Source organism: Solibacillus sp. FSL W7-1472, assembly GCF_037969775.1.
Classification (GTDB): Bacteria; Bacillota; Bacilli; order Bacillales_A; family Planococcaceae; genus Solibacillus; species Solibacillus silvestris.
Map to the genome: position 1 here is coordinate 3,455,331 of NZ_CP150208.1, position 24,363 is coordinate 3,479,693.

The window sequence follows — 24,363 nt, forward strand, 5'->3', positions numbered from 1 at the left end:
ATCACACCCCCGAATACGCGTTAAAGCCACCATCTACTGCAATTGTTGTACCCGTAATAAACGAAGAATAAGAAGAGTCCAGTAAAAATAGCAGAGCCCCTAATAATTGATCTGGCTCACCAAATTTTTTCATCGGTGTTGCTTCAATAATTTTTTTTGAACGTGCTGTATACTCTCCTTCTGCATCAACGAGCAGATCTTTATTTTGCTGGGTAATGAAAAATCCAGGTGCAATTGCATTTACACGTAAGCCTGTTTCAGCAAAGTGAACAGCCATCCAGCTTGTAAAGTTGTTTATCGCCGCTTTTGCTGCACTGTACGCAGGGATTTTCGTTAATGGTGTGTATGCGCTCATCGATGAAATGTTGATGATGGCTGGATTTTCTGCCTGTAAAAGTGCCTCTCCAAATACTTGGCATGCCAGGAATGTTCCTGTGAAATTTAAAGAGAATACATCGGAAAAGCCATTTTCCTGCAAGTCAAAAAATGAAAGACCAGTGGAATTCGCCTCATAATATTCTTTTTCGGTAATCGCATCCGGATGGTTTCCGCCTGCACCGTTAATTAAAAAATCAATACGTCCAAAATGCTCAAGAATTTGCTCTTTTGCTGCAAGTAAAGAATCTTTGTTAAGTACATCAGCAGTTATTGCCACAGCAGTACCCCCTGCCGCAACGATTTCCTCTTTAACTGCTTCGACCTTTGACTCAGTACGACCGATAATCGCCACCTTTACTTGCTGGCGTGCCAATTCCTGTGCCATCTTTGAGCATAGAACACCGCTGCCACCTGTAATTACTGCTACTTTATTTGCTAAATTTTCGTGTATTGGAATCATTATTTGCCTCCTGTTTGTTCGCTGTAAGCATCCCATAAACCATTTAAATACATAATACCGAGTGCACGATCATATAAACCGTAGCCAGGGCGACAAACTTCTCCCCATAAGTGACGGCCATGATCCGGACGTACATACCCTGTATAATTTTGTTCATGCAATGTTTTAACGATCCCTTTAATATCAATTGAACCATCTGATGTAAAATGAGAAGTTTCTGCAAAGCTGCCATTTTCGTAGATTTTCACATTACGAATATGGGCAAACGGTGAACGATATGCATATTTTTCAGCAATTGCGACCATGTCATTATCCGGTGATGCACCCATCGATCCAGAGCAGAATGTAAAACTGTTTGCTAAAGAATCATTAATCTCGATTAATTTTTCATAGCTTGCTGCTCCTGTAATGATGCGAGGTAAGCCAAAAATTGAATACGGCGGATCGTCCGGATGGATTGCCATGCGTATTCCAACCTCTTCTGCAACAGGAATAATGGCATCTAAAAAGTAACGTAAGTTGTTCCATAGCTTTTGCTCATCCACTTCTTTATACGCTTCGAAAAGTTCCGCGATACGGGCCATACGTTCAGGCTCCCAACCTGGCAAAGTTAAATCAGAAGCTTCACTAACCGTTTTTACAAGCTGCTGCGGATCAAGACTTTGTACTTTTTCTTTATCGAAATAAAGTGCTGTCGACCCATCTTCAAGCGGGTGGAACATATCTGTACGTGTCCAGTCGAAAATCGGCATGAAATTATAACAAATTACTTTAACGCCTACTTCCGCCAAGTTCCGTATTGTCTGTTTATAATTTTCAATATATAAATCGCGATTACCAAGACCGAGCTTAATATCTTCATGAACGTTGACACTTTCAACAACATCAATATGGAAACCTTTTGACTGTATATACTCTGCTTCTCCTTTAATCTCTTCTTTCGTCCAAAGCTCGCCTGCTGCCTTTTGATGCAATGCCCAAACAATTCCTTTAACATTCGGAATCTGACGGATATGGTCGAGCGTTACTGTATCATTGTTTCTTCCGTACCAGCGAAATGTAATATTCATCTTTTACACCTCTCCTTGTTTTGCTGCTTCTACATATTTTCTGCTCGCTTCTACTACTGCTGCATGTCCGCCTGTTGCATAAGCTTTATTTAAATCACTGCCAATCCCTACTGCGATTGCTCCCGCATCAAGCCATTCACCGATATTGTCAGTATTTATGCCACCAGTCGGCATAATCTGTACATGCGGTAATGGACCTTTAACAGACTTAATGAACGATGGCTTAAAGTTATTTGCAGGGAATAATTTAATCACATCACAGCCATACTCAAGTGCCGATACCATTTCCTGAATCGTCATACAACCAGGGAAATACGGAATAGCGTAGCGATTGCATACTTTTGCTACTTCTTTGCTGAACTGTGGACCTACAACAAACTTTGCTCCATTCATAATTGCATGACGAGCTGTTTCCGCATCAAGCACCGTCCCAGCACCTACTACTGCATCAGAATTGCGAAATGTTTCCAGTACTTGCTGCGTATTTGGCGTTGTATAAGTGAGCTCAATTAAATGAATGCCCCCTTCAATCGCTGCATTAGAAAGAGCGATTGCTTCTTCTGCTGAACTTCCTCGAATCACTGCTACTACTTTCGAACTTGTAATCGCTGCTAATGTTTCAGCCTTTACCATATGTTCATCTCCCTTTTATATGATTAACGTTCAATTGCTTTTTTATTGTTCATAAAGTCGAGCACTTCCTGTAGTTCCGGCAATCCTTCATTATCACCTTTTACAGTCGTTACTAGCGCACCCACCGCATTCGCAAACGTAAGACTTTCTATTGGTGAATAATTGTGAAGAGCTGCGTATATATAGCCTGCATCAAACCCGTCTCCGGCACCTACTGTATCAATTGGAGTGATTTTGAAAGCTTCCTTTTCATGCCACATATTTTCTGAATAAAGCTTTGCACCATTGGCTCCGTCTTTAATAACAAGTTGTCCGATTCCGTGCTGCTTTGCGAAAGCTTCCAGTGCTGGTTTGCTTACATCATGTTGAATAAGCTCCACTTCCTCCATTCCTGCCAGCAGAATATCTACATAAGGGAAAATTTGCTCATATGCTTTACGAGCGTCTTCAATCGTCCATAGTTTTAGTCGAATATTCGGATCGAATGAAATCTTTATATTTTTTTCTTTCGCCTTTTTTAGTACAGCTAGTACAATTTGCAGATTCTTTGGTGCGATTGCCAAAAATACACCTGTTAAATGGACAATCGACACGCCATTCAACAATTCGTCCGTAATATGCTCCGGTTCTATTGTTAATACCGGAGATTGATGGCGGTAGTAAAACGTTTTTCCGGAACCGTCTTCGCGGATTTCTTTAAAATTCAGAGATGTCGGATACCCATCAACGAACTCAACTTCCGATACATCAATGCCTTCTCCGCGAGCAAACTTGTAAATGCCTTTACCGAATTCATCATTACCTAGGCGACTCATCCATTTCGACTGCAATCCAAGTCGGGCACAACCAATAGCAAAGTTTAACTCTGCCCCACCCGCTTTCTTAGCAAAGCTTTGCACATAACGAAGCGGACCTGTTTCGGATGGGTTAAACGTAACTAATGCATCTCCTAATGTAAAAACAGTTGGATTTGTAGTCAAAATTATTCCTCCTTGAGAAAACTTTTAAGCTAAATATTTTACTAAACCGGTTTAGTAATTTGAATTATTCAAATCTTACATTGAAAGTGCTTTCATTTCAATAGTAAAATTTAGAATATTTTAAATGTAAAGTGTTTTTCGATAGTACTGAATGCTGTTATATAAGGACTCAATACGCTTTTTCAGGCCATAAATTTCTTTTCAATTTTTTGGCGATTAAATTTACGGGATAGTAATTCTTAATATCCAATTTTGTTTAATATTAATAAGCCCATTTTATTTTTAATATCATATACTGTTATGACATCAAATTTAAAAAATCATTATAAAAATACCAAAGCTGCTAACTTCTAGCCGGAAATGTGTTGAACGTTCTGAATGATTATAAGGAAGGAGAGAACGAATGATTGTAGACGGGGTTTTTTCAGGCGGCGGTATTAAAGGCTTTGCATATGTAGGTGCCATTCGGGCGCTCGAAGAAAAGGGCGTGAAGTTCGAACGTGTAGCCGGTACAAGTGCCGGAGCCATATTGGCAACTTTTATCGCTGCGGGATTTAATACAAAGGAACTTGAAGAAATTTTTGATGAACTAAATTTAAAGGTTTTACTCGATCCCCCGAAATTCATAATCGAGTTACCGTTTTTAAAATGGCTTAATTTATATAAAAGAATGGGCTTGTATCGTGGTAAATCCTTGGAAAACTGGTTTCTCGAAAAACTTGCGACAAAAGGCATCTACACATTCGGAGATTTACCAAAGGGCAGTTTAAAACTAGTAGCCTCCGATTTAACAAACGGCAAGATTCTTGTTCTCCCGGATGATTTGCATCACTATAATATAGATCCCAAAAGTTTTCCGGTCTCACGCGCTTTACGCATGAGTTGCGGTCTTCCATTCTTCTTTGAGCCTGTCTATTTAAAAAATGGGAGAAGGGAGTCTGTTATTGTAGATGGTGGTGTTTTAAGTAATTTCCCAATGTGGATTTATGATAATGGAAATAGAGTACGGCCCGTTCTTGGAATGAAGCTTAGCAGTTCAAGCGAGGATAAGAAACCTCATGATATTAATAATGGAATTCAACTATTTGAAGCGTTATTTAGTACGATGCAAAATGCTCATGATAATCGGTATATTTCTCGAAGACACGAGAAGAATATTATCTTTATTCCGGTTGAAGAATATAGTGCAACCCAATTTGATTTAGATGAAGCGACAAAAAATAAATTAATGGGCATCGGAAAAGAGCGGACAATTCAATTTTTAAAAACCTGGTCTCCAGTTTGGTAAATTACCCAAAAAAACTGGATGCTTTCATAGTTATGATTCACCCAGTAATTGAAGTATCCACTTTTTCAAATCAACTAGTCGATCAGATTCAGGTAATTCACTTTCCCCAGTCACTATAATCGGAACAATCGAATCTACTTTATGAAGAGATCCATGTGCGCCGCCACCCGCATGGTCATGGCTATGCTTTTCAATAAACTCATAAGATGGTTTAGCATCCACGATAATAACACGCCCTTCCTGTGAATGAAGCGCTCCATGCAGCCTTGCAAGTGCATCTGGATAATCCTGATATACAATACGTTGTTCTTTCGTAATGTTTAAATCCAAAATTGAGGCATCGCCAGCAATTCGCCATGCTTGATTGTATTCATCAATAAATTTACCTTCTCTTGAAAATTCTAACTCTCCGTCACTTTGTGGGCTGACAACATAGTTTGTTTGTCCACTCTTCCATGCGATAAAGCCAATTCGCTCATCCTCTTTTAAAACATTTACAATTTCCGATAGCTCAACTTGGGGGTCAGTTAAGTAAATGTATGACATACGCTCGTTAACAGCGACAGCAAGTTGGGCATTCGGATTTTTCCTTTCCCAAAAAGTATAATCCTTCAATAACTGATTTAAATCAATTAATGCCGTTTCTTTATCATCAGTTACAATCGATTGACCACTATCGCCCAGTATAATCCAAGTTACTTCTTGTATAGCCTCTTCCCATGATGGAAAGCGATTTAGAATGTTTTGTACTGCTTGATCCGCTTTCTGTATTCCCTTTAAATCTTCAGGCCCGTGTTTGTGTATAGAAGCATCTGCATCCGGTAAATAGGCAAGTGTAAAGGGCGGTAACATTTTTTGGTCAATCAAGTAATTCAGTTCATTCGCAGTAAATTGGTTATTGACACCTAAACGATTCCATACAAATTTATAACGATTATTTTCTGAATTATATTGAGATAACGTTCCAAGTGAAAATATTGCAGGACCATTAACATCAATATTTTTCGGCAAAAGATCTGCTACCGTAATTAATTTAGGTATATTTAGGCGATGTTGAAAATTTCCACGATATAATAGACCGTTGATCGAAGCTGAAGAAAGATTCCGATGAGCCAGCTCTTCATGGATTGTTTGCACTTCTTTACTTAAATGGCTGCTATTCAAATGAACAACACTATCAAGAGCAACATTTTTAACTCCATTACTCCAGATTTCGCCGATTCCGCTGCCGTAGCTAATCATTCGATTTTCTTCTTCTTTAAACCAGATTAATCCCGGCACTTGATGCTGATCTGGATATGTACCCGTTAGTAACGTACTGTCAATCGTGACTGACATCGTCGGATAAGAGCTAATCATTTCCTGATGCAGCTGTCCGTTGTTCATTAAATATGCTAAAGCAGGTGCATCACCTTCTTTTATCACTTTTTGCAATGGTTCATTCATTAAGGAATCTACGACAATGAGAACTACAGGTTTATTCGGGTTTTTCATTATTTGACCTTCCAGTTTTTTTAATGGCGAAATTGAAAGCGCTAATAAAAAACTAGCACAGATAACAGCAACAAAGATTGCTGCAACTATTAATTTTCGTTTCATCGTGTCACCTTCAAATTAATTATATAAAGAATAGTATGGTTTGAACTTTATGAATGTATGCCGCTAATAACAAATCCTGGCCTGAAATAATTTTTTTTGAAATGGGCAAAGTAATTAATATTGCGATCATATTGCCTTGAAAGGTGGTTTTCCATCATGAATAATACAAAAGTCAAACTATGGACAAACCAATACTTAATAATTATTTTACTGTCTTTAATAATGTTCGTTTCTTTTTATATGATTACAGCAGGTTTTCCAATTTATGTAGCCACGATTAGTGAGAACCCTGCAATTGCAGGAATTATGACGACAACTTTAATGACTGCATCCCTGATTACACGCTTCTTCGCTAGTATAATTATCCAAAAAATTAATATGAAATTGCTGCTGATTATTTCTTTGCTTTATTTTATAGGAACAATCGCCCTCACTTTCGTCAATGATTCAATCGGATTTTTAATCGTCATTAGAGCTCTTCAAGGGATTGGATTTTGCATGCTTACAAATTTGGTGTTTACTATATCCAGTACTATTGTGCCAAAGTCCCGCTTAGGTGAAGGAATTGTTTTCTTTGCAATGTCTACGAGCCTTGGGACAACAATTGGGCCTCTTATTGCTATTTCCTATTTAGCAAATTTTTCATTCCAGTCTATGATGATACTAACATTAGGTCTTATGGCATTTTCATTTGTGTGCAGTCTTTTTACAAAAAATACGAAAGTTGAAAAGGAACATCCAAAGGAGAGAAATAAAGAGCCGTTCTATAAATATATGTTCGATAAACGTGTTCTTCTTCCGTCTATTTTAGTAGCATTCAATTATATGACGATTGCAGGGATTGTGAACTTTATGGGGGCATTTGGGAAAGAAATTAATGTAGGGGCAAGCATATCACAGTTTTTTATTGCTCAAGGAATTACAATGGTGATCATCCGTTCTTTCTCCGGTAAGATTTTCGATAAGTTCGGGCATAGAATTCTCATTATTCCGGCTGCAGTTTCAGGTGCTGTCGGGTTGGTTGTATTAGGCTTTTCAACTAACATGATCATGGTTTTACTGTCAGGTGTACTGTTCGGAATTGCTTTTGCTATTCTTCATCCCATTATTCAAGCTTGGGCATTAACACTTGTTCCACCGGAGAAAAAGGCAACAGCCAATTCGATGCTTCTTATATTTATCGATTCCGGTTTAGCTATTGGTTCAGTAGGATTAGGTTTTATAGCAAGTATAGTTGGCTACGGCATGACCTTCAGTTTTTCTGCGGTACTTATGATTCTTATTTTAATCATCTATTTAATTGGAAGTAAGAAAATGACCGTATATAACGATAATTAAAGCATAAAAAAGGTGAAATCTTTTCGATTTCACCTTTTTTGAATTACTTATTCATTACTTTAAACATTTCCGGTACTGAATTCAGATCAATATCCCACATAATTGGAAGCAGGAAATAAATGGCCAGTGTGATGAATACTACACCAAACACATTCAGTGCAAATCCAGCCTTCATCATGTCCTTAATCTTAATATACCCTGATCCAAAAACTGCCGCATTTGGCGGTGTGGCTACTGGTAGCATGAATGCACAAGATGCTGCTACACCAGCAGCAATCATTAATGCGTATGGATGAACTCCTAACGCTACAGCCAGCGATGCCATAATCGGGAACATCATAGAAGCAGTTGCAGTATTTGAAGTAATTTCAGTTAAACCAAGAACAAGTGCTGCTACAAGGAAAATCAGGACGATAACACTTACGCCTTCAAGCCCCATAAGTTGTGTACCAATCCACTCAGATAAGCCCGTTCCTACAAAACCGGAAGCAATCGCAAGCCCTCCACCGAATAGTAGCAGAATGCCCCATGGTAACTTTACTGCTGTTTGCCAATCCATTAAGCGTTCTCCTTTACGGTTTGCAGAAGGCAACGCAAATAACACAAGCGCAAAAATAACTGCAATCATACCATCTGTTAAACCGTCGACAAATTTGCTCAGTAAAAATGTACGCGTAATCCAAGAAAATGCAGCTAATGCAAAGACAATGAATACAAGTTTCTCTTCGAATGATGCTTCTCCAAGATCTTTTTTCTGTTTATCAATAACAGCACGTCCACCAGGCATTGTTTTTAATTTTGATGGGAACGCAATTTTAACAAGGTAAATCCATGTCACAAAAATAAAAATCCATGCAAATGGTACACCAAACAGCATCCATCCAGCAAATGATAGTTCAATGCCATACATTTTATTAATCGCTCCAGCAAGCAATGTATTTGGCGGTGTACCGATTAATGTGGCGATTCCACCAAGTGAGGCAGAATATGCAATTCCGAGCATCAATGCTTTACCAAATGCAAAACGCTGTGGAGATGTATCAATCGACGGGTCATTTTTTAATCCGTCTGCAACTTGGTTGATGATGGCAAGTCCAATTGGAATCATCATCATCGCTGTAGCGGTATTAGAAATCCACATCGATAAAAATCCTGTTGCAATCATAAATCCTAGAACAATTCGGTCCATATTTGTACCGACCATTGAAATAATTGAAATTGCTATACGTCTATGTAAGTTCCATTTCTCCATTGCAAGAGCGATGATAAATCCACCCATGAACAGGAAAATCGTTTCATCCCCATAAGAAGATGCTGTCACCTTCATATCCAAGCTATTCGTTAACGGAAACAATACGAGCGGCAATAACGATGTTGCCGGAATCGGAATCGCTTCCGTAATCCACCATGTCGCAATCCAAATAGTACTTGCCAATACTCCCCTTGCTTCTGTTGAGAGACCTTCTGGCTGGAAGAACAATAATGTTAAAACAAAAAGCAGTGGACCTAAAAATAGACCAATCATCTGCGCTGTTGTATAACTGCGAGGCGTATATCCACCACCATTACCTGAGTTTTCGTTACCAGACTTTCCGGTAACACCCTTTGATACGACCTTTGAAGAATTTGGTTTTATGAAAAAAGTAAACATGTCTTTTACTTGATCATGCATTTCCCATAACCGATTCCAAGTTGTTGAAAACAATTCCTTACCCCCTAAAATTTGATTATAAATAGCCTTATACCTATTTTTGATGCTATATTGTTATTACCTTTTACATTTTTACTTAGGTTAAGAAAAAAAGCAATAGTATTTAAAATATTTCGATTTAAGTATACAAATGAATATTAAGAGGGAAATATACAAAAAATCCCACTATTTAATCGATGTAAATAGTATTTTTATACATAAAGCATTGTTATATAACACTTTAATATTATATTAAAAAAGTAAATATTAATAGCAAAACAAATAAATTTACTGTCTATAAGAAAATATTTATTTCTTTCAAAATTAGAAATCCTTATGAAATGCATAAAAAAGAACGGACTCCCTTAATAGGAATTCCGTTCTTCTATCCAGAAATTAACGTGCATTCGCTCTTTTAAAACCATCATAGACAGATATTACAGCACTTACGATGAAAATGATAATAGCACTGCCAACCACCCATATACTAAATTGCGTCCTCGTCATCGTAAATAATTCCATCATATAAGTTACAAAATGATCGTTCATTATATCAGGATTGATTACAATTACTACAAAGACAATAGTTGACAATAATTGGAGAACAGCATTCCATATTGCCATTCCTTTTGTCCATTGTTGTTTTAGTAATTTATAAAGTGCAAAGGAAATCTCCAGTCCAATGATTAAAATAACTAGCGGCAAATATTGGAGTAAAACTTCTTGATTCAGCGCAATCATAACGAACTGGAGTCGGGTCCCATCACCTTCATATACCCCTATAAGCTGGTTGGCATAAAAATAAAGAGTTGCCCAAATAGCTGTCCACAATAAACTTCCAAAAACCTCAAACTTTGAGATCGCCCTTTTTTTAGGTATATAGGGGACATTTTTTAAATCATCTGCTGTCCATTTTTGCATGCTTGCAGTTAGCGGTTGCTGTTCTTTATCTTTATCAACCCTTTCAATAATCGCAAACGTTAAAGTTGCCCAGAAAAAAACTTGGATTGCAGCATTAAATATCGACCAGATGCTTTCTCCAAAAATAGATAACACACTCATTAAAATTGCTTCTTCACCATTATAACTAACAATATATTTCGTAATAACCGTAATCAGAGTAATGATAACGGCAATAGGGACAATCATTTTAAGCAATGAGACATATACATCAAAATAACGAGGACCAATCAGATGCATCGGCTCATCTTTATAACCATTCGCCAGGACGGCAGGATTGCCCAACTGATTAATAACCTGTTTTGCATCCTCCTCACTATATTGTTCCGGCAACATGTCCTCGATCGTTGAACGTAACTCCAGTGCAATATCCGTACGCATTTTTTCAGGCAATCTCCGAGTGACTTCTTGAATATATACATCAATGATCCTCATTTTCTTCATCCCCTCTTAATAAAGCATATAGTTCCTTAGAATTATCAATCCATTCCTTTTTTAGTTGCAGAAATATTTCCGTACCATATTCGCTCAACACATAGTATTTTCGCGGTCTGCTTTCAGAAGTATCCCAGCTGCTCGTAACAAGTTCCTGCTTTTCTAGTCGGCGTAGCAACGGATACAGAGTACTTTGATCAATTGAAATACCAGCACCTTCTAATAGCTGAACCAATGAATAGCCATACTGCGGAGTTCTTAATTGACTTAAAACAGCTAAAGTCAATGTCCCTCTTCTAAGCTCTGTCGTTAAGGAATTTAGTAAATTACTCATATATACACCTCAAATCATTATAATGTATGTCATACAGTATTATTCTTATACTATGTATCATACAGTATTAACGTGAAGAAAATCCATTATAACTTCAGATAAAAAAATAAAACCAATGAATCCTTAAAAGAATCCACAGGTTTTAAATAAGCAACCGGAGATAAGTTTGTATCCACTTTATAGCTGCTTACAAAAACGGTGAAAAATAGGCTTGATTCCATTTACCGGAATCAAGCCTATTATTATTCTTCTTTATTCAACTCAAAGCTATTAAGCAATGAACGTACTTCATCTGTAGATTTTGTATTCATCAACTGGTTTCTCAGTTCACCGGCACCTCGGAAGCCTTTTACATAAATTTTGAAAAAGCGGTGAAGACCTGACATTGAACGTGGCAGTTCTTCCGCATACTTGTCCTGTAGATCAAGCTGCAGTTTTAGAAGGTCAAGGTACTCTTCTGGACTGTGCTCCTTTGGAACCTTTTCAAAAGCAAACGGATTTTTGAAAATACCGCGCCCAATCATTATCCCGTCAATTCCGTACTTTTCTGCAAGTTCTAAACCAACTTGACGGTCCGGAATATCGCCGTTAATTGTTAACAGTGTATTTGGCGCAATTTCATCACGCAACGCTTTAATTTCCGGAATAAGCTCCCAATGTGCATCAACAGCACTCATTTCTTTTCGTGTACGTAAATGAATAGAAAGATTTGCAATATCCTGTTTTAAAATATGTGTGAGCCACTCTTTCCACTCATCTATTTCTTTATAACCTAGTCGTGTTTTCACGCTGACCGGCAGACCACCTGCTTTAGCAGCTTCGATTAGCTCTGCTGCCACATCGGGACGTAAAATCAGACCGCTGCCTTTCCCTCTGCCTGCAACATTCGGTACTGGGCATCCCATATTAATATCAATTCCCTTGAAGCCCAATTCTGCCATACCAATGCTCATCTTGCGGAAATTGTCGGGATTGTCTCCCCATATATGTGCAACAATCGGCTGTTCGTCTTCTGTAAATGTTAAGCGACCACGGACACTTTTAATTCCATCAGGGTGACAGTAACTTTCCGAATTAGTAAACTCGGTAAAAAATACATCTGGTCTTCCTGCTTCAGCCACTACATGCCGAAAAACTAAATCTGTCACATCTTCCATCGGCGCGAGTACAAAAAATGGTTTCGGTAGCTCCTGCCAAAAATTCTCTTTCATATGTTAAGTTCAATTCCTCTCATTACAAACAATCATCTCTTACTTTTAAATTTCCTCTAACAATATTAGCGTAAATAGTGCAGAAAAGTAAAAGCAGATGATTTAAAAAGCTGTCTTTTAATAAATAGATTGATTTTTTGCTTCATTAACCAATTAGCAGTTTCTGTTTTATTTTTTTAAGTGTTCCTAAAATACTCATCGCTGCTAAATAACTCGTTTTAGGATTTGCAGGTAGCGGATTATTCTTAATTGTAAATGTTGCTTCCCCAAAATCCCCTGTCATTTCAACTTGGTGAATGTTTTTATCAATTTTCGGGTCTGCCACTAAAGTTACACTCGTTTCGTCAAATCCAATTCCAGCCAGCGCAAGCACAATCGATACATTCATATTTTTAGGGTAACGTCTGATCGCTTCTGTCGCACTCCCTTTAAATATCACTTTCTCTATCTCGATTGTTTCCTCAATTAATGAGCTCGCCGGTTTGCGTGTTGTTAGCGCAACGGATGTAACTGTACCAAGCACATGGGCGTTTTGCAGTAAATCCAATCCTCCGATTGCACCTGATGGCAAGTAAAGTCTTCGCTTGAATTCATTCGCTAAGGTGTTCAGCTCTGCCAACAGTTCCTCATCCACTAATGCACCAATACTAATTAAGACAACATCCTTTCTCCTGATTGCCGCCGGAAGTAATGAATGAACTGCTTCAATATTTGCAGCCTCCACAACAATATCAATTTCTGAATCTAAAAATGCATCTATTTCCGTGTACAGCTTTACTCCATAATTGGATTCAAGTAAATGATGCTTTTCCCTGTCCCTCACAAAAACACTTGTAATACGCAAGTTTTCTTGCCTCTTTTCATTTATTTCTTCCAACAGGAAATGAGCAATTGCACCCGCGCCGATTAAACCGATTTTCATTGTGTACCTCCATTAAATCATCTTCTATTTTCAATTGTACTCTTCTACAACCATATCATAATTTCAGCAATGCATTCTCCCATCCTTTAACAGAGGGTTTACTTCAAATATATAGATGAATTCGTTAGTATGAATATAAGGCAAGAAATTAGAGGAGGCATTCGTATGGAACTGACAGTTTATTTAGCAGGACAGATACATGATAATTGGCGTGAAGAAATCGCACAAAAGGCGAAGGTGAAAAATCTTCCACTCCAGTTTGTAGCACCACAGACAGACCACGATCGTTCAGACAATATTGGCGAGGAGATTTTAGGCATACAGCCTTCTGCATATTATAAGGACAATGCTGCTTCTGATATTAATAATTTCCGGACACAGGTATTAATGCAGAAAGCAGATATCGTCATTGCATTATTCAGTGAAAAGTATAAACAATGGAATACCGCAATGGATGTAAGTACAGCGATTGCATTGAATAAACCGACAATCATCATCCGTCCCGAGTCATTAATTCACCCTTTAAAAGAGTTATCCAACAAAGCAAATGTGACAGTGGAAACTGTTGATCAGGCAATTGAAGTAATCCGTTATATATTTGATTAAAGTACCCGTTAAAACTAAAAAAGAACGAACTCCCTTTGGAATTCGTTCTTTTTTATAAGTATCTATATAATTAAATACGCTTCAAGGCACCATTAGGCTGTGGTAATTCTTGCGCTGTTATTTCATTCATTTTACAGAAATGTGTAAAGAATTGTTGAGCAAGCTCTTTTTCCTGAGGGTCTGTTTTCAAGGAAACAATATCACGTAAAATTTGAGCCATCCATACATTATCAAAATAACGATGCTTACCTGTATTCCACGTCATTTTATGAGTGAACTTCTCGTTTACATAATAGTTCCAGAACAGCATTTGCTCAGCTTCTTGTTCTGTCAGTTGAATTCTGTACTTTGAATGTGCCGGAATATATCCATCTTCACTCAATTTCCCGATAAAATTCTCTTCTACCATATACACACCTAAAATGCGTCGTTCCTTTTCAGGCGAATTTTCATCCACTGCCGTTAACAACACAGCACTGTTCAGGTGCAGACGAATTGGTTTTACAGGCTTCCCTTTATTTACACCGCTCTTCGTTAATCCCGAAAAAACCTTCCAATCTGAAAAAGCTGTTTGCTGTTCTTCAGTGTCACACCAGAAAACCAATTGTGATTCTGGATGAAGTTTAAAGTTTTTCATATGTTTTTCATGAATTAATCGTTGTTCCTGGTTTTTACGCTGGAGTTTTAATTTCTCTTCTTTTTGCCATTCTTCTTCTCTTCGCTCAAGTTCTTTTTTCTGAATGATTTTTTCAAGCGTTTGCACATCATCTTTATCGTGAAGTACTAAATGCTTTCCAAATACATCAGGGAAAACAAACTTTTTACTTTCCGATGCGAAATGTATTTCAATGCTTGATTCATTCTGTTTAACGATACTACCCATTCCGAAATGCTTATGTGTAACTTTTTTATTGATTAGATTCATTATTTAAATCCTCCTTGTAAAATAAAAACACAGTTACGTTCAATCGTCAGCCAATAATTAACTCTAGTTTAGAGCTTAGACAACTGTTAAAATTTTTGCTCTCGTGAATAAAAAAAGTACATAAATACGTATCCTTAATAATGAATTCAAAAAGAACAAAGAATACATAATACGCACCGAAAACAATTGTAAGACTATTATAACATTTTTTTATAGAAATTACAAAAATTTTATTGACATATTATTTTACGTTAGGTTAAAATGAAATTTTGCTCTAAGTCAACTAAAATATTTATCCCTTAAAATTATAGTAGGCATCTGGTTCGGACGTGTAAAAACGCGTTTTAACCGGATGCTTTTTTATTTATTAAATAGATGAATACAGCATTTACTTAACGCTTCCTTTCAAAAATTCACATATTACGAAGCACTTTAAAACCTGTCCTTACATATGTTGCGTATATACAAACATACAAAGTGCTACCTTGTTTTAGTTCAAGCCTACATTTGCATATAAGTAAGTAATTGGCTGGACGATGATCATGAAACTTAAGGAGTGGGTGAATGGGTGCAATTAATGGTGAAAATTATATTAACCGATTAAATGCGTTAAATAATGAAATATGGTTGGACGGTGAAAAGTTGGAAGGGTTGATATCTGAACACCCTGTTTTTAGAGGACTTATTCAGACGAAAGCTTCTCTTTATGATTTACAGCACAATCCTAAAATAAAAGATGAAATGACCTTCGTATCCCCCCTTACCGGAGAACGTGTCGGCCTTTCTTATTTGATGCCCAAAACGAAAGAGGATTTAATAAAAAGGCGAAAAATGATGGAACATTGGGCTAGACATACACATGGCATTTTAGGAAGAAGTCCCGATTACTTGAACTCTGTTTTAATGGGCTTCACCTCCTCTGCTGCAATGCTTGAAGGCCAGGAAAAATGCTACCCGGAAAACCTTCTGGCATTTTTTGAAATCGTAAGGGAAAATGATTTATCGCTTACCCATACGTTTATTACCCCTCAAGTAAATCGTTCTCAAAGTTATATTGAAAACACGAACGAACCTATTTCGGCAAGGGTTATCGCCGAGACTGAAGAAGGCATCATCATAAAAGGCGCACGTCTTTTAGCAACACAAGGCGGATTAACAGATGAAGTATTTGTATTTAATGTTGGTAAGCTTGTATTTGGTGAAGATGAAACTTTTTCCTTTGCCGTCCCATCGAATACAGAAGGTTTAAAATTTATTTGCAGAGATTCTTTTATAGGCGGGGAGTCTGCATTTGATCATCCTTTAAGCTCAAAATATGAAGAAATGGATTCCATTGTCGTCTTTGACAATGTATTAGTACCATGGGAACGTGTCTTTTTTTACAACAATGTTGAGGTTGCCGAAAAATTTATTATGCAAAGTGGTTTTCATCATTTTGCCAAATCTCAAGTTTTAATTAGGCAGATTGTAAAAACAGAATTTATTTTAGGAATTGCCGAACTCCTCATCAATACGATTAAAGTTTATGAATATCAGCATATCCATGAAAAAATGTCGGAAATTATCGTTGGATTGGAAACGATGAAAGCACTATTGGAGAAATCGGAGAATGATGCAGCACTAGATGAATACGGCTATTTACGGCCTGCAATTTTACCATTGAAAGTTGCCGGTCATACGTTTTCGAAAATTTATGCCCGCCTCACCGAAATCATTCAGCTCATTGGTGCCAGCGGAATAATTACACTTCCAACTGAAAAGGCATTTCACTCTGCTATAAGAAGCGATTTAGATCAATATCTTCAAGCCGCAACTAAACCTGCTGAAGAACGGGTAAAAATATTCCGGTTAGCTTGGGATTTAACGATGAGTTCATTTGGAACTAGGCAAACTCAATATGAACGTTTCTTCTTTGGCGATCCCGTCCGGTTAGCAAGCGAATTATATTTCAATTATCCTAAAAAAGAATATGTAGAGGCTGTATGTAAATTTATAAATCTAAAATAATTAGAATAGTTGATGATCCTAGTAGGTAGGTACATTCATCACTCCTTCTTCAGTCATTAACTAAAACGGGTTTATTGCATAAACTAAATAAGAATGATTATAAAAAGGATGATGAATAAAATGAAGTTGCGGAAATGTTGCGGAAATACCCATCCAAACGACAAACATGCAGATTACATTGAAAATGATGAAAGCAGTGACATGAATCGCTGGGAAAACGATGGCGGTAGCACTGCGGGTACTTTAAACCTCGTAACCTGTACGAAAAATTTCATATTCGCTAAAATATCACTTTTTATTAAAAGTGATATTTTAGCGTTGTACAAACCCATTTAGAGTTGTGATCCAAAAATTCAATTACAGTCCGCCCTTTTGGTCAATATTTGATTAATACCCCCTCTACTTACAGTGGGACTTGTATATAGCTTATCTGTGATAAAACGATAATTCTTGTTATACTTTCCCTTTCGTAGGTATTAATAGATTCAGTTAAAATTAGAAAGTCCTGTTTAACCGCTTCCAATGTTCCTGTAATCAGGTCTTCTCCCACTGCTACTGTAATTTCCCTTTTTAAAAACATCTCCAGCTGCGTATTCAATAATTTGCGGCTCATTACACCACCTCCTCTTTAATAAGCTACATTTTCAATACTGGTTAATGGAATGTATAGAAAATGCGTGTTCATTCTAAGTGTTATAAAGTCCAAGTCCACTTCTACTAAAATACCGGTTACCTTTGAATATTCCGTTGTAACTGTAAGGTTTGACCCTTTCAAAGAATTAAGAAATGCACGCAGTTGCCCCATATTGCACCCCCCTTTATGTTGGTATGTTAAATGATATGTTTACTGCAGAAACTTCTCTGGGTAAAGATTCAATTTTCCATAATTCCCAATAAAATATAAGCATGTCGCACAGTTGGTATTAAATAAGGTTCATATCATAATTGGGAGGTGATAACTATGAAGGAAAGGAAGGAAGGATTAGTGAGTGTTGTAATTCCATGCTATAATGCAGCGCAATTTATAGAAGATTGCCTAGATGGACTGAAGTGTCAAAAACACGATAAAATTGAAGTAATAATTGTTAATGACGCTTCTACTGACAACACACTAGACGTAGTTGAAAAGTGGCTGGAAAATTCAAATCCCCACTTTCAAACTATTATATGTAATCTTCCTGTGAATACAGGGTTTGCCGGTGCTCTTACTGTCGGCTATTTTATGAGCTCGGGCGAATATATTGCAGTAAATGATGCCGATGATATTTCGCACCCGTTACGTTTAGATAAACAGGTAAACTTTCTCCTGGAAAATCCAGACTATGATTTAATTGGAGCAAACTACAAAGTATTTTATAACGCAGATTCAATAGAAGATGGACAAAAATCTAATTGGTTGCAATACGGAGATTCTATACAAGAATGTTATGCGGCTGGAGGTCATTGTGTCTGTCACGGAACGATTTTATTTCGCGGAAAGGTTTTTGACATGATAGGTGGTCCCACACGAAGGATTAACGGTGCAGAAGATTATGAATTTATCGTAAAATTTCTGAATGCAAAATTAAAGATAGATAATCTTACAGATGTTCTCTATTACTATCGAAATCATGATCAGCAACGCTCCAAGACGTTTTATGGAGGCGAGAAGAGTGACTGAAAAAAGGATTTTGCTTGCCGTTGATGCCTTCTATATCGGCGGAACTGAAACTCATGTATTAAGTTTGGCAAAAGAACTTATTAAAAATAATATCTTTGTGGCAATCGTTGCTAATAAAACAGGTAATTTAGTCAATTCATATGAAGCATTGAATTGTCCCATATATCATATTGAATTTCCAAAATCGATTACTTTGGAAGAAACCTATGAGACGGAATTGATAAAACAAATTGAACTAATAATTGAAACAGAAAAAATATCCCATGTTCATATTCATCAAACTTCATCTGGCTACTTGGCTGGAAAGGCAGCGAAAAACAGAGACATTCCTACAATTATAACAATACATGGGACGTATTATCCAAATCATGAGATAGAGGAACTTCTCAAATTATCAGATGTAGTCATCTGTGTAAGCCCTCCATTATGTGACTATGTAAAAACATTCGGTGTAGAACACCCTTTCTTAGTACCAAATGGAATCAACTTAGAAGACTATCCCATAGATCTAGCTGAAAGAGATATAAGAAACGAATTGAAAATACCGGAAGATGCCACCATTCTTCTGTATGCAAGTAGAATTACATGGGCTAAGGCACATGTTTGTTCCATTTTTTTAAGAGCTTGCAAGGATTTAAAAGTAGGTGAAATTCCTAACCTTCATGTCATAGTGGTAGGCGATGGAAACAAGTTGGATGAAATTACATCTTTGGCTCGAACAATTGAGGGAATTTGCGGTGAGGCTTTTATCCATATAGTTGGAGAACAAAATAATATGCACCCCTATTATTCAATTGCAGATTGTGTAGTTGGCACGGGGCGAGTAGCATTAGAGGCGATGGCTTCGGAAAAGCAAGTGGTTGCAGTAGGGAACCATGGTTATTTCGGTATTGTGGATACTAACAATTTTCAAGAAGCATGGAGTCATTATTTTGGAGATCACGGTTCAAAGGCTGTTTGCAATAGACATCAATTAAGTGATGATCTAAAAAAAATTTTAAGAGATACAGAGCAGCTCAGACATAATGGAATAAAAGCCAGAGAGATTATCGAGGAAATGTTTAACATTCAGACGATTGTAAAAAAGATTTTAAAAATCTACTCTCAACAAACGAAAATAAGGTGGGATGGAATAAGAAATATATTATATATAGGCTGGATCGGCTTTAATAATTTGGGTGATGAACTATTGTGGAATATGTTTAAAGATACATGTGCCAAATATTTAGACGTGGGAAAATTCACAATTAAGCCATCACTACCAGGTACTGATTTAAAAAATCTTGATGAATTTGATATGGTTGTATTAGGTGGAGGCTCCCTCTTCTTGCCCGGCTATCTTCAAATTCTCCAAGACGCCATTCATAGAGGAAAATCAGTACTCATTTGGGGCGCAGGAATAGATTGGATTGAAGAACCAACGTTAGGCTTACTGTTAAATGATCAATTGACTTCCTTAAACCCAAGCTTTACACAAAAAGATGTGGATGTACTAGAAGAGGTTTTAGAACATGCGCTTTTTGTAGGGGTCAGAGGTCCCTTAACTAAAAAGGCCATTGAACTTATGGTGGGCAATGAGTTATCTGCAAAAGTAAAAGTGATTGGCGATCCTGCCTTACTATTGCAAAATGCACATTTATTGCAAACTCCAGAAAAAGAAAAAATAATCGGCATCAATTGGGGAACAACATTTAATCGTTTATACGGCGCAAATGAAGAATCAGTAGAAGAACAGTTGGTTGAAACGGCGAAGAGATTAATTAACAAAGGATATAAAATATTGATTTACACAGTGTGGAATGACGATATCCTACATTGCGAAAGACTTTACAATAAAATTAATGATCCGGACAATGTAGTACTAGACAAAAACCTTTATACCGAACAGCAATTGATCACTCAATTATCAAGGTGTAAAGCAACGATTAACTTCAAGCTATATGCCAACATTCTATCTCTGATAGCAAATGTCCCCTCTATCCCATTAGGCTATCGGTTTAAAGTATTTGATTTCGCTGCATTATTAGGGTTACCGCACTTAGTCGTTTCTACAAGTTCTCAACAATTAACAGATGACCTGTTAGAACGCGTCATAATGATTGAAAAAAACGAATTAGAGCCAGTAAAACAATATAACACAATCCAACAAAAATATATTTCTCTTTTGGAATCACCCTTCACAAAAAAATAATATGAACTTTTCAATTCATTTAAATTCCATTTAAATAAGACTCCTACCTCCAACAAATCTAACACATGTCGCAAAATGGTTAGTTTATGTTTGTTACCCATTTTAAGGGGTCTTATTTTTTTATAAAATCTAAGTGGACGAACATATGCAAATGTCTTCCCGTTGCTATCTGCTGCAATTATTCCCACCTCATAAAATCCCTGTTCTCAAGACAAACTAAACCAAAATAAAGAGAAGGTGTTGTGCAAAAAACATGAATAAACCTTTCATCCCTCAGCTTGTTTATTTTGAACCGAAGGCATTGGACTATCCGCTTGGCAAAGAACTAAAAGAAAAGTTTGAAGCGTTAGGCATTGAGATACGGTATACAACTTCCCATAATCAAATACGGGACTTTCCCGGAGAAAATGATTTGCAAAAGTATCGAATTGCAAAATCCACTCTTGTCGTTGGTATTCGCAAAACGTTGAAGTTTGATACGTCCAAGCCTTCCGCAGAATATGCTATTCCACTTGCTACAGGTTGTATGGGGCACTGCCATTATTGCTATTTACAGACAACAATGGGAAGCAAACCGTATATTCGCACATATGTGAATGTCGAGGAAATATTTGAAGCGGCTGACCGGTATATTGAAGAACGTGCACCTGAAATTACAAGGTTTGAAGCAGCCTGTACTTCCGATATTGTAGGTTTAGATCACTTAACCCATTCATTAAAGAAGGCGATAGAGCATTTTGGTCAAACCGAGCTCGGCAGGTTAAGGTTTGTCACAAAGTTTCATCATGTTGAACATTTACTCGATGCTAAACATAATGGTCATACGAGATTTCGTTTTAGTATTAACGCGGATTATGTTATAAGAAATTTTGAACCCGGTACATCCTCGCTTGCCCAGCGTATTGAGGCAGCCGGGAAAGTAGCGAGAGCGGGCTATCCGCTTGGGTTTATCGTAGCGCCGATTTATCTTCATGACGGTTGGCAGGAAGGTTACTATCATATGTTTGAACGACTTGACGCCGAACTCCCCCAAGACGTTCGGGAAGATATTACATTCGAATTTATTCAGCACCGTTTTACAAAGGCTGCTAAAAATGTGATTAATAAAAACTACCCGAAGACGAAGCTAAAGCTGGACGAATCAGCAAGACGAGTGAAGTGGGGAAAATACGGAATCAGTAAGTATATTTACCAAAAGGACGAAGAAGATGAAATGAAAGAAACACTCTACAGCTACATGGAAAAATTCTTTCCAAATGCAAAGCTGGAATATTTCACTTAATGCAAAAATAAAAGCAGACATTCATTTTTGAACTGTCTGCTTCTTATATTTAACGGTTTTTTAATTATTATTTAGTAAAATCAATTTTCTTTTGCAATAAATAAATTGTGACGCCGCCTACTAGCATTGAAAAGGCTTCCCCCACTGCTACCATTCCGTACGTTGGCCAAAATGGCATATCAAAAACGACCATCAGCTGTGCTGCCACTGTAAACATGGATGCTGTAAAAATAACTCCGGTTACAATAATTTTCAACACTAAGTTTTCCATATTTTTTGTAACGATACGGCAAATTACTAACACAATCAGTGTAGCGATCCCGCCTACCGGTACATCAACCCACCACATCGGCGAAAAGAAGTTTGCAATGACCACACCTAATGTTACTGCTACTATGTAACGTTTATGGAACAGAACTAAATAGTTAAACATCTCCGACAGCCTTAATTGTACGGCTCCGAAACTTATGACAGCCAAAACAAGCGTCACTGCTACATAAAGAGAAGCAACGATCGCAACTTTAGCTGTTTCATGCACGTTGACACGTGATGATGAAACAGAATTTTCCATTATTTAATTTCCTCCTTTATAAAATAGCTAGTTGCTATTTTACTGATAACTATGACCAAAGGAGCATGGGTGCTAGTACCCTACCAAAGTGCCATAGTGTGATTTTGCACCAATTCATTATGGAGTAAATATTAAATAATGGCAATACTTTATTTGTTCATCCATCCACCATCGACCGGTAATATTGTTGCATGCATATAATCGCTTGCTTCACTCGCTAAAAATAACGTAACATTTGCAACTTCTTCCGGCTTTGCCCATCGACCAGCCGGTGTTTGCTCTGCAACTAACTTCGCCATTTCTCCTGACCCTTCAAAATCGGCCGCATTCATCGGTGTTTCAATCGCTCCCGGTGCAATTCCATTCACACGTATACCTTCCTTACAATAATCATAGGAAAGCTGCTTTGTATAACCGATTACAGCATGTTTGGATGCCGTATATGCCGCTCCACCGCCACCAGCAACCATTCCTGCGATGGACGCCATATTTACGATAATACCGCGCTTTTGTTTGAGCATTTCCTTTAATACTGCGTTCGTTACAAAGAACATCCCTTTTACATTCACGTTAAAGATTTTGTCCCATAGTGCTTCTTCTGTCTCCAGTGACGGAGCATAACCATCAAGTACGCCGGCTGTATTGCATAAAATATCAATAGACTTTAATTGTCCAATCGTTTCTTCAATAAATTGGTTATCCGCTACACTTCCTACATAGTGATGATACTTATCGTCTGTTATAGCTGCTTTCTGAATATCGATCCCAACAACAGTGGCCCCTTCTGTTAAAAAGGCAGCTGCCTGTGCACGACCAATCCCGGATGCGGTCCCTGTTATGACGACCACTTTATTTTCAAATCGGTTTCCCACTGTATTCCCTCCAAAAAAAGAACTGACTTGTATAAAACAAGCCAGCGTAAATTTCTTATAGAACAATTTCCCAATCATCCGCTAAAATATCACAAACTGTCGGTGTAAACATTGTATATCCTTCACCAGTTACATTAATAACAAAGTACGGGTTCATGTCTAAATCATCCAATGTAGTCGCCGGCACATATTTTACATATAGTTCAGCACCGCCCCAGCCTTTACGGATTATTTTTTCTCCATTTTTTAAACGTGGCAAAATTTCTTCAAATGTCATATTCATCTTCCTTTATGTATTCATATTTCTTATACATATTATAACAATAAGTTACGAAAATCACATGCACCGGGTATCAAAATGATATTCCGGTGCACCACATCCTTATGTTCCTCTATGCTTTGTCACTTCTTGCGGCGGGTTATTATGAATTACTTGATTAAACTCTTTTGAATACTCTTCACGGCGGTTCGTGTCCTTTTTTTCCTTTTTGTTCTTAGTGAAGCTTGTTTTACTTTTTTTCGCCAACTTATTTCACCTCCGAAAACGAATTGGATTCTTATCTATTTTGCGTAAAATTAATGAATGTATGCTGTAATCAAATGAACACCAATTTATTTATATCAAGACAATTTTTAGCGCTTTGAGTATCCAAATTATTTGACGGGAAAATTTTATAACTTTTTGTATAAAAAATAATATATGACCTATACTATTAAAGATTTCACTTCAAATCTAAGTGACTGGAGGGTTAACCCGATGAGTGCGAAAGATCAATCTCAAAAGGACCAACAAGAACTGAATAAGCTTACACAGAGTATTTTTGGAGTAATCTAAAATTAATCTGAAAGCGAGGCAGTGTGTCATGGAGGATCATAAGTGGTAATCAAAAAAAGAACCTGGAATTAAAAATCCAGGTTCTTTCTTATTTTTGCCTAAATAGTGCCCTACGT

24 protein-coding genes are annotated in these 24,363 nt (G+C 37.2%); 7 read left to right on the forward strand and 17 right to left on the reverse strand.

The genetic code is table 11. From position 1 onward, the window contains the following. Window position 1: 1 nt before the first annotated feature. Genes MKY07_RS17320 through MKY07_RS17335 form a run of 4 tightly spaced genes read right to left on the reverse strand, consistent with a single transcriptional unit; the run spans window position 2 to window position 3,521 of the window. Entirely contained in the window at window positions 2–838 is an 837-nt protein-coding gene (locus MKY07_RS17320) for an SDR family oxidoreductase (protein WP_339263248.1), read from the reverse strand. Beyond that, window positions 838–1,908 carry a mannonate dehydratase gene (uxuA, locus tag MKY07_RS17325; RefSeq protein WP_339263249.1) on the reverse strand — a complete coding sequence of 357 codons (1,071 nt, stop codon included), beginning with the start codon at window positions 1,906–1,908 and terminating at the stop codon, window positions 838–840. Before uxuA ends, MKY07_RS17320 begins: the two co-directional genes overlap by 1 nt. A 3-nt stretch (window positions 1,909–1,911) precedes the next feature. Beyond that, the gene (locus MKY07_RS17330; protein ID WP_014822664.1) at window positions 1,912–2,541 is read right to left on the reverse strand and encodes a bifunctional 2-keto-4-hydroxyglutarate aldolase/2-keto-3-deoxy-6-phosphogluconate aldolase; all 630 of its coding nucleotides are present in this window, start codon (window positions 2,539–2,541) and stop codon (window positions 1,912–1,914) included. Window positions 2,542–2,564: 23 nt separating this feature from the next. After that, window positions 2,565–3,521: a sugar kinase gene (locus MKY07_RS17335; protein ID WP_065217604.1), complete on the reverse strand. Its 957-nt coding sequence runs from the start codon at window positions 3,519–3,521 to the stop codon at window positions 2,565–2,567. Window positions 3,522–3,924: 403 nt separating this feature from the next. On the opposite strand from MKY07_RS17335, the gene MKY07_RS17340 reads away from it, so the two are divergent. Beyond that, window positions 3,925–4,809 carry a patatin-like phospholipase family protein gene (locus MKY07_RS17340; protein ID WP_014822662.1) on the forward strand — a complete coding sequence of 295 codons (885 nt, stop codon included), beginning with the start codon at window positions 3,925–3,927 and terminating at the stop codon, window positions 4,807–4,809. Between the two features lie 30 nt (window positions 4,810–4,839). Here the strand turns inward: MKY07_RS17340 and MKY07_RS17345 are convergent, their stop codons facing one another. Beyond that, window positions 4,840–6,408 carry an alkaline phosphatase family protein gene (locus MKY07_RS17345; RefSeq protein WP_014822661.1) on the reverse strand — a complete coding sequence of 523 codons (1,569 nt, stop codon included), beginning with the start codon at window positions 6,406–6,408 and terminating at the stop codon, window positions 4,840–4,842. 156 nt (window positions 6,409–6,564) lie between these two features. Here MKY07_RS17345 and MKY07_RS17350 point away from each other — a divergent pair, with 156 nt between their 5' ends. Then, window positions 6,565–7,746 carry an MFS transporter gene (locus tag MKY07_RS17350; protein WP_014822660.1) on the forward strand — a complete coding sequence of 394 codons (1,182 nt, stop codon included), beginning with the start codon at window positions 6,565–6,567 and terminating at the stop codon, window positions 7,744–7,746. A gap of 43 nt (window positions 7,747–7,789) precedes the next feature. Here MKY07_RS17350 and MKY07_RS17355 read toward each other — a convergent pair whose 3' ends face one another. The 5 genes from MKY07_RS17355 to nadX all read right to left on the reverse strand — a co-directional run bounded on the left by MKY07_RS17355 (window position 7,790) and on the right by nadX (window position 13,298). Next, window positions 7,790–9,451, reverse strand: a complete 1,662-nt coding sequence (locus MKY07_RS17355) for a DASS family sodium-coupled anion symporter (RefSeq protein ID WP_014822659.1) — start codon at window positions 9,449–9,451, stop codon at window positions 7,790–7,792. A 381-nt stretch (window positions 9,452–9,832) separates the two neighbouring features. After that, window positions 9,833–10,831, reverse strand: coding sequence for a hypothetical protein (locus MKY07_RS17360; RefSeq protein WP_014822658.1), 999 nt, complete (start codon window positions 10,829–10,831; stop codon window positions 9,833–9,835). Then, on the reverse strand, window positions 10,818–11,165 hold the full coding sequence (locus MKY07_RS17365; RefSeq protein WP_014822657.1) for a PadR family transcriptional regulator: 348 nt from the start codon (window positions 11,163–11,165) through the stop codon (window positions 10,818–10,820). The genes MKY07_RS17360 and MKY07_RS17365 overlap by 14 nt, the downstream gene beginning before the upstream one ends. Window positions 11,166–11,407: 242 nt before the next feature. Then, window positions 11,408–12,376: a tRNA-dihydrouridine synthase gene (locus MKY07_RS17370; RefSeq protein WP_014822656.1), complete on the reverse strand. Its 969-nt coding sequence runs from the start codon at window positions 12,374–12,376 to the stop codon at window positions 11,408–11,410. Window positions 12,377–12,521: 145 nt separating this feature from the next. Then, window positions 12,522–13,298 (reverse strand): aspartate dehydrogenase, encoded by a 777-nt coding sequence (gene nadX, locus MKY07_RS17375; RefSeq protein ID WP_014822655.1) that lies wholly within the window; start codon window positions 13,296–13,298, stop codon window positions 12,522–12,524. Window positions 13,299–13,463: 165 nt separating this feature from the next. Here nadX and MKY07_RS17380 point away from each other — a divergent pair, with 165 nt between their 5' ends. After that, window positions 13,464–13,904, forward strand: coding sequence for a YtoQ family protein (locus tag MKY07_RS17380; protein WP_014822654.1), 441 nt, complete (start codon window positions 13,464–13,466; stop codon window positions 13,902–13,904). Between the two features lie 70 nt (window positions 13,905–13,974). On the opposite strand, the gene MKY07_RS17385 is transcribed toward MKY07_RS17380, so the two are convergent. Beyond that, window positions 13,975–14,829, reverse strand: coding sequence for a hypothetical protein (locus tag MKY07_RS17385; protein WP_008405590.1), 855 nt, complete (start codon window positions 14,827–14,829; stop codon window positions 13,975–13,977). Window positions 14,830–15,393: 564 nt separating this feature from the next. Here MKY07_RS17385 and hpaB point away from each other — a divergent pair. After that, entirely contained in the window at window positions 15,394–16,836 is a 1,443-nt protein-coding gene (hpaB, locus tag MKY07_RS17390; RefSeq protein WP_339263250.1) for a 4-hydroxyphenylacetate 3-monooxygenase, oxygenase component, read from the forward strand. 403 nt (window positions 16,837–17,239) lie between these two features. Here hpaB and MKY07_RS17395 read toward each other — a convergent pair whose 3' ends face one another. Together MKY07_RS17395 and MKY07_RS17400 are read right to left on the reverse strand one after the other, a co-directional pair. Further along, window positions 17,240–17,449, reverse strand: coding sequence for a hypothetical protein (locus MKY07_RS17395; RefSeq protein WP_008405583.1), 210 nt, complete (start codon window positions 17,447–17,449; stop codon window positions 17,240–17,242). Window positions 17,450–17,464: 15 nt separating this feature from the next. After that, the gene (locus tag MKY07_RS17400) at window positions 17,465–17,641 is read right to left on the reverse strand and encodes a DUF2642 domain-containing protein (RefSeq protein ID WP_008405580.1); all 177 of its coding nucleotides are present in this window, start codon (window positions 17,639–17,641) and stop codon (window positions 17,465–17,467) included. Window positions 17,642–17,797: 156 nt separating this feature from the next. Here MKY07_RS17400 and MKY07_RS17405 point away from each other — a divergent pair, with 156 nt between their 5' ends. From MKY07_RS17405 to splB, 3 genes are all read left to right on the forward strand, one after another. Further along, complete coding sequence (locus MKY07_RS17405) at window positions 17,798–18,496, forward strand: glycosyltransferase family A protein (protein ID WP_065217613.1); 699 nt, start codon at window positions 17,798–17,800, stop codon at window positions 18,494–18,496. Further along, on the forward strand, window positions 18,489–20,687 hold the full coding sequence (locus MKY07_RS17410) for a polysaccharide pyruvyl transferase family protein (RefSeq protein WP_339263251.1): 2,199 nt from the start codon (window positions 18,489–18,491) through the stop codon (window positions 20,685–20,687). The genes MKY07_RS17405 and MKY07_RS17410 overlap by 8 nt, the downstream gene beginning before the upstream one ends. A 253-nt stretch (window positions 20,688–20,940) precedes the next feature. Then, window positions 20,941–21,969 (forward strand): spore photoproduct lyase, encoded by a 1,029-nt coding sequence (gene splB / locus MKY07_RS17415; RefSeq protein ID WP_339263252.1) that lies wholly within the window; start codon window positions 20,941–20,943, stop codon window positions 21,967–21,969. Between the two features lie 67 nt (window positions 21,970–22,036). Here the strand turns inward: splB and MKY07_RS17420 are convergent, their stop codons facing one another. The 4 genes from MKY07_RS17420 to MKY07_RS17435 form a co-directional block, all read right to left on the reverse strand. Continuing rightward, window positions 22,037–22,540: a QueT transporter family protein gene (locus MKY07_RS17420; RefSeq protein WP_339263253.1), complete on the reverse strand. Its 504-nt coding sequence runs from the start codon at window positions 22,538–22,540 to the stop codon at window positions 22,037–22,039. Between the two features lie 149 nt (window positions 22,541–22,689). Then, window positions 22,690–23,412, reverse strand: a complete 723-nt coding sequence (locus MKY07_RS17425) for a 3-oxoacyl-ACP reductase (RefSeq protein WP_339263254.1) — start codon at window positions 23,410–23,412, stop codon at window positions 22,690–22,692. A 55-nt stretch (window positions 23,413–23,467) separates the two neighbouring features. Then, entirely contained in the window at window positions 23,468–23,689 is a 222-nt protein-coding gene (locus MKY07_RS17430; RefSeq protein WP_008405570.1) for a DUF2829 domain-containing protein, read from the reverse strand. 105 nt (window positions 23,690–23,794) lie between these two features. Continuing rightward, on the reverse strand, window positions 23,795–23,938 hold the full coding sequence (locus tag MKY07_RS17435) for a hypothetical protein (RefSeq protein WP_014822645.1): 144 nt from the start codon (window positions 23,936–23,938) through the stop codon (window positions 23,795–23,797). Between the last annotated feature and the right edge of the window lie 425 nt (window positions 23,939–24,363).

What these genes read in the sequence shown, in the direction of transcription:
- MKY07_RS17320 (WP_339263248.1), bottom strand. Translation starts at nt 838, where the DNA reads ATGATTCCAATACACGAAAATTTAGCAAATAAAGTAGCAGTAATTACA.
- uxuA (WP_339263249.1), bottom strand. Translation starts at nt 1,908, where the DNA reads ATGAATATTACATTTCGCTGGTACGGAAGAAACAATGATACAGTAACG.
- MKY07_RS17330 (WP_014822664.1), bottom strand. Translation starts at nt 2,541, where the DNA reads ATGGTAAAGGCTGAAACATTAGCAGCGATTACAAGTTCGAAAGTAGTA.
- MKY07_RS17340 (WP_014822662.1), top strand. Translation starts at nt 3,925, where the DNA reads ATGATTGTAGACGGGGTTTTTTCAGGCGGCGGTATTAAAGGCTTTGCA.
- MKY07_RS17345 (WP_014822661.1), bottom strand. Translation starts at nt 6,408, where the DNA reads ATGAAACGAAAATTAATAGTTGCAGCAATCTTTGTTGCTGTTATCTGT.
- MKY07_RS17350 (WP_014822660.1), top strand. Translation starts at nt 6,565, where the DNA reads ATGAATAATACAAAAGTCAAACTATGGACAAACCAATACTTAATAATT.
- MKY07_RS17360 (WP_014822658.1), bottom strand. Translation starts at nt 10,831, where the DNA reads ATGAGGATCATTGATGTATATATTCAAGAAGTCACTCGGAGATTGCCT.
- MKY07_RS17365 (WP_014822657.1), bottom strand. Translation starts at nt 11,165, where the DNA reads ATGAGTAATTTACTAAATTCCTTAACGACAGAGCTTAGAAGAGGGACA.
- MKY07_RS17370 (WP_014822656.1), bottom strand. Translation starts at nt 12,376, where the DNA reads ATGAAAGAGAATTTTTGGCAGGAGCTACCGAAACCATTTTTTGTACTC.
- nadX (WP_014822655.1), bottom strand. Translation starts at nt 13,298, where the DNA reads ATGAAAATCGGTTTAATCGGCGCGGGTGCAATTGCTCATTTCCTGTTG.
- MKY07_RS17380 (WP_014822654.1), top strand. Translation starts at nt 13,464, where the DNA reads ATGGAACTGACAGTTTATTTAGCAGGACAGATACATGATAATTGGCGT.
- MKY07_RS17385 (WP_008405590.1), bottom strand. Translation starts at nt 14,829, where the DNA reads ATGAATCTAATCAATAAAAAAGTTACACATAAGCATTTCGGAATGGGT.
- hpaB (WP_339263250.1), top strand. Translation starts at nt 15,394, where the DNA reads ATGGGTGCAATTAATGGTGAAAATTATATTAACCGATTAAATGCGTTA.
- MKY07_RS17395 (WP_008405583.1), bottom strand. Translation starts at nt 17,449, where the DNA reads ATGAGCCGCAAATTATTGAATACGCAGCTGGAGATGTTTTTAAAAAGG.
- MKY07_RS17400 (WP_008405580.1), bottom strand. Translation starts at nt 17,641, where the DNA reads ATGGGGCAACTGCGTGCATTTCTTAATTCTTTGAAAGGGTCAAACCTT.
- MKY07_RS17405 (WP_065217613.1), top strand. Translation starts at nt 17,798, where the DNA reads ATGAAGGAAAGGAAGGAAGGATTAGTGAGTGTTGTAATTCCATGCTAT.
- splB (WP_339263252.1), top strand. Translation starts at nt 20,941, where the DNA reads ATGAATAAACCTTTCATCCCTCAGCTTGTTTATTTTGAACCGAAGGCA.
- MKY07_RS17420 (WP_339263253.1), bottom strand. Translation starts at nt 22,540, where the DNA reads ATGGAAAATTCTGTTTCATCATCACGTGTCAACGTGCATGAAACAGCT.
- MKY07_RS17430 (WP_008405570.1), bottom strand. Translation starts at nt 23,689, where the DNA reads ATGACATTTGAAGAAATTTTGCCACGTTTAAAAAATGGAGAAAAAATA.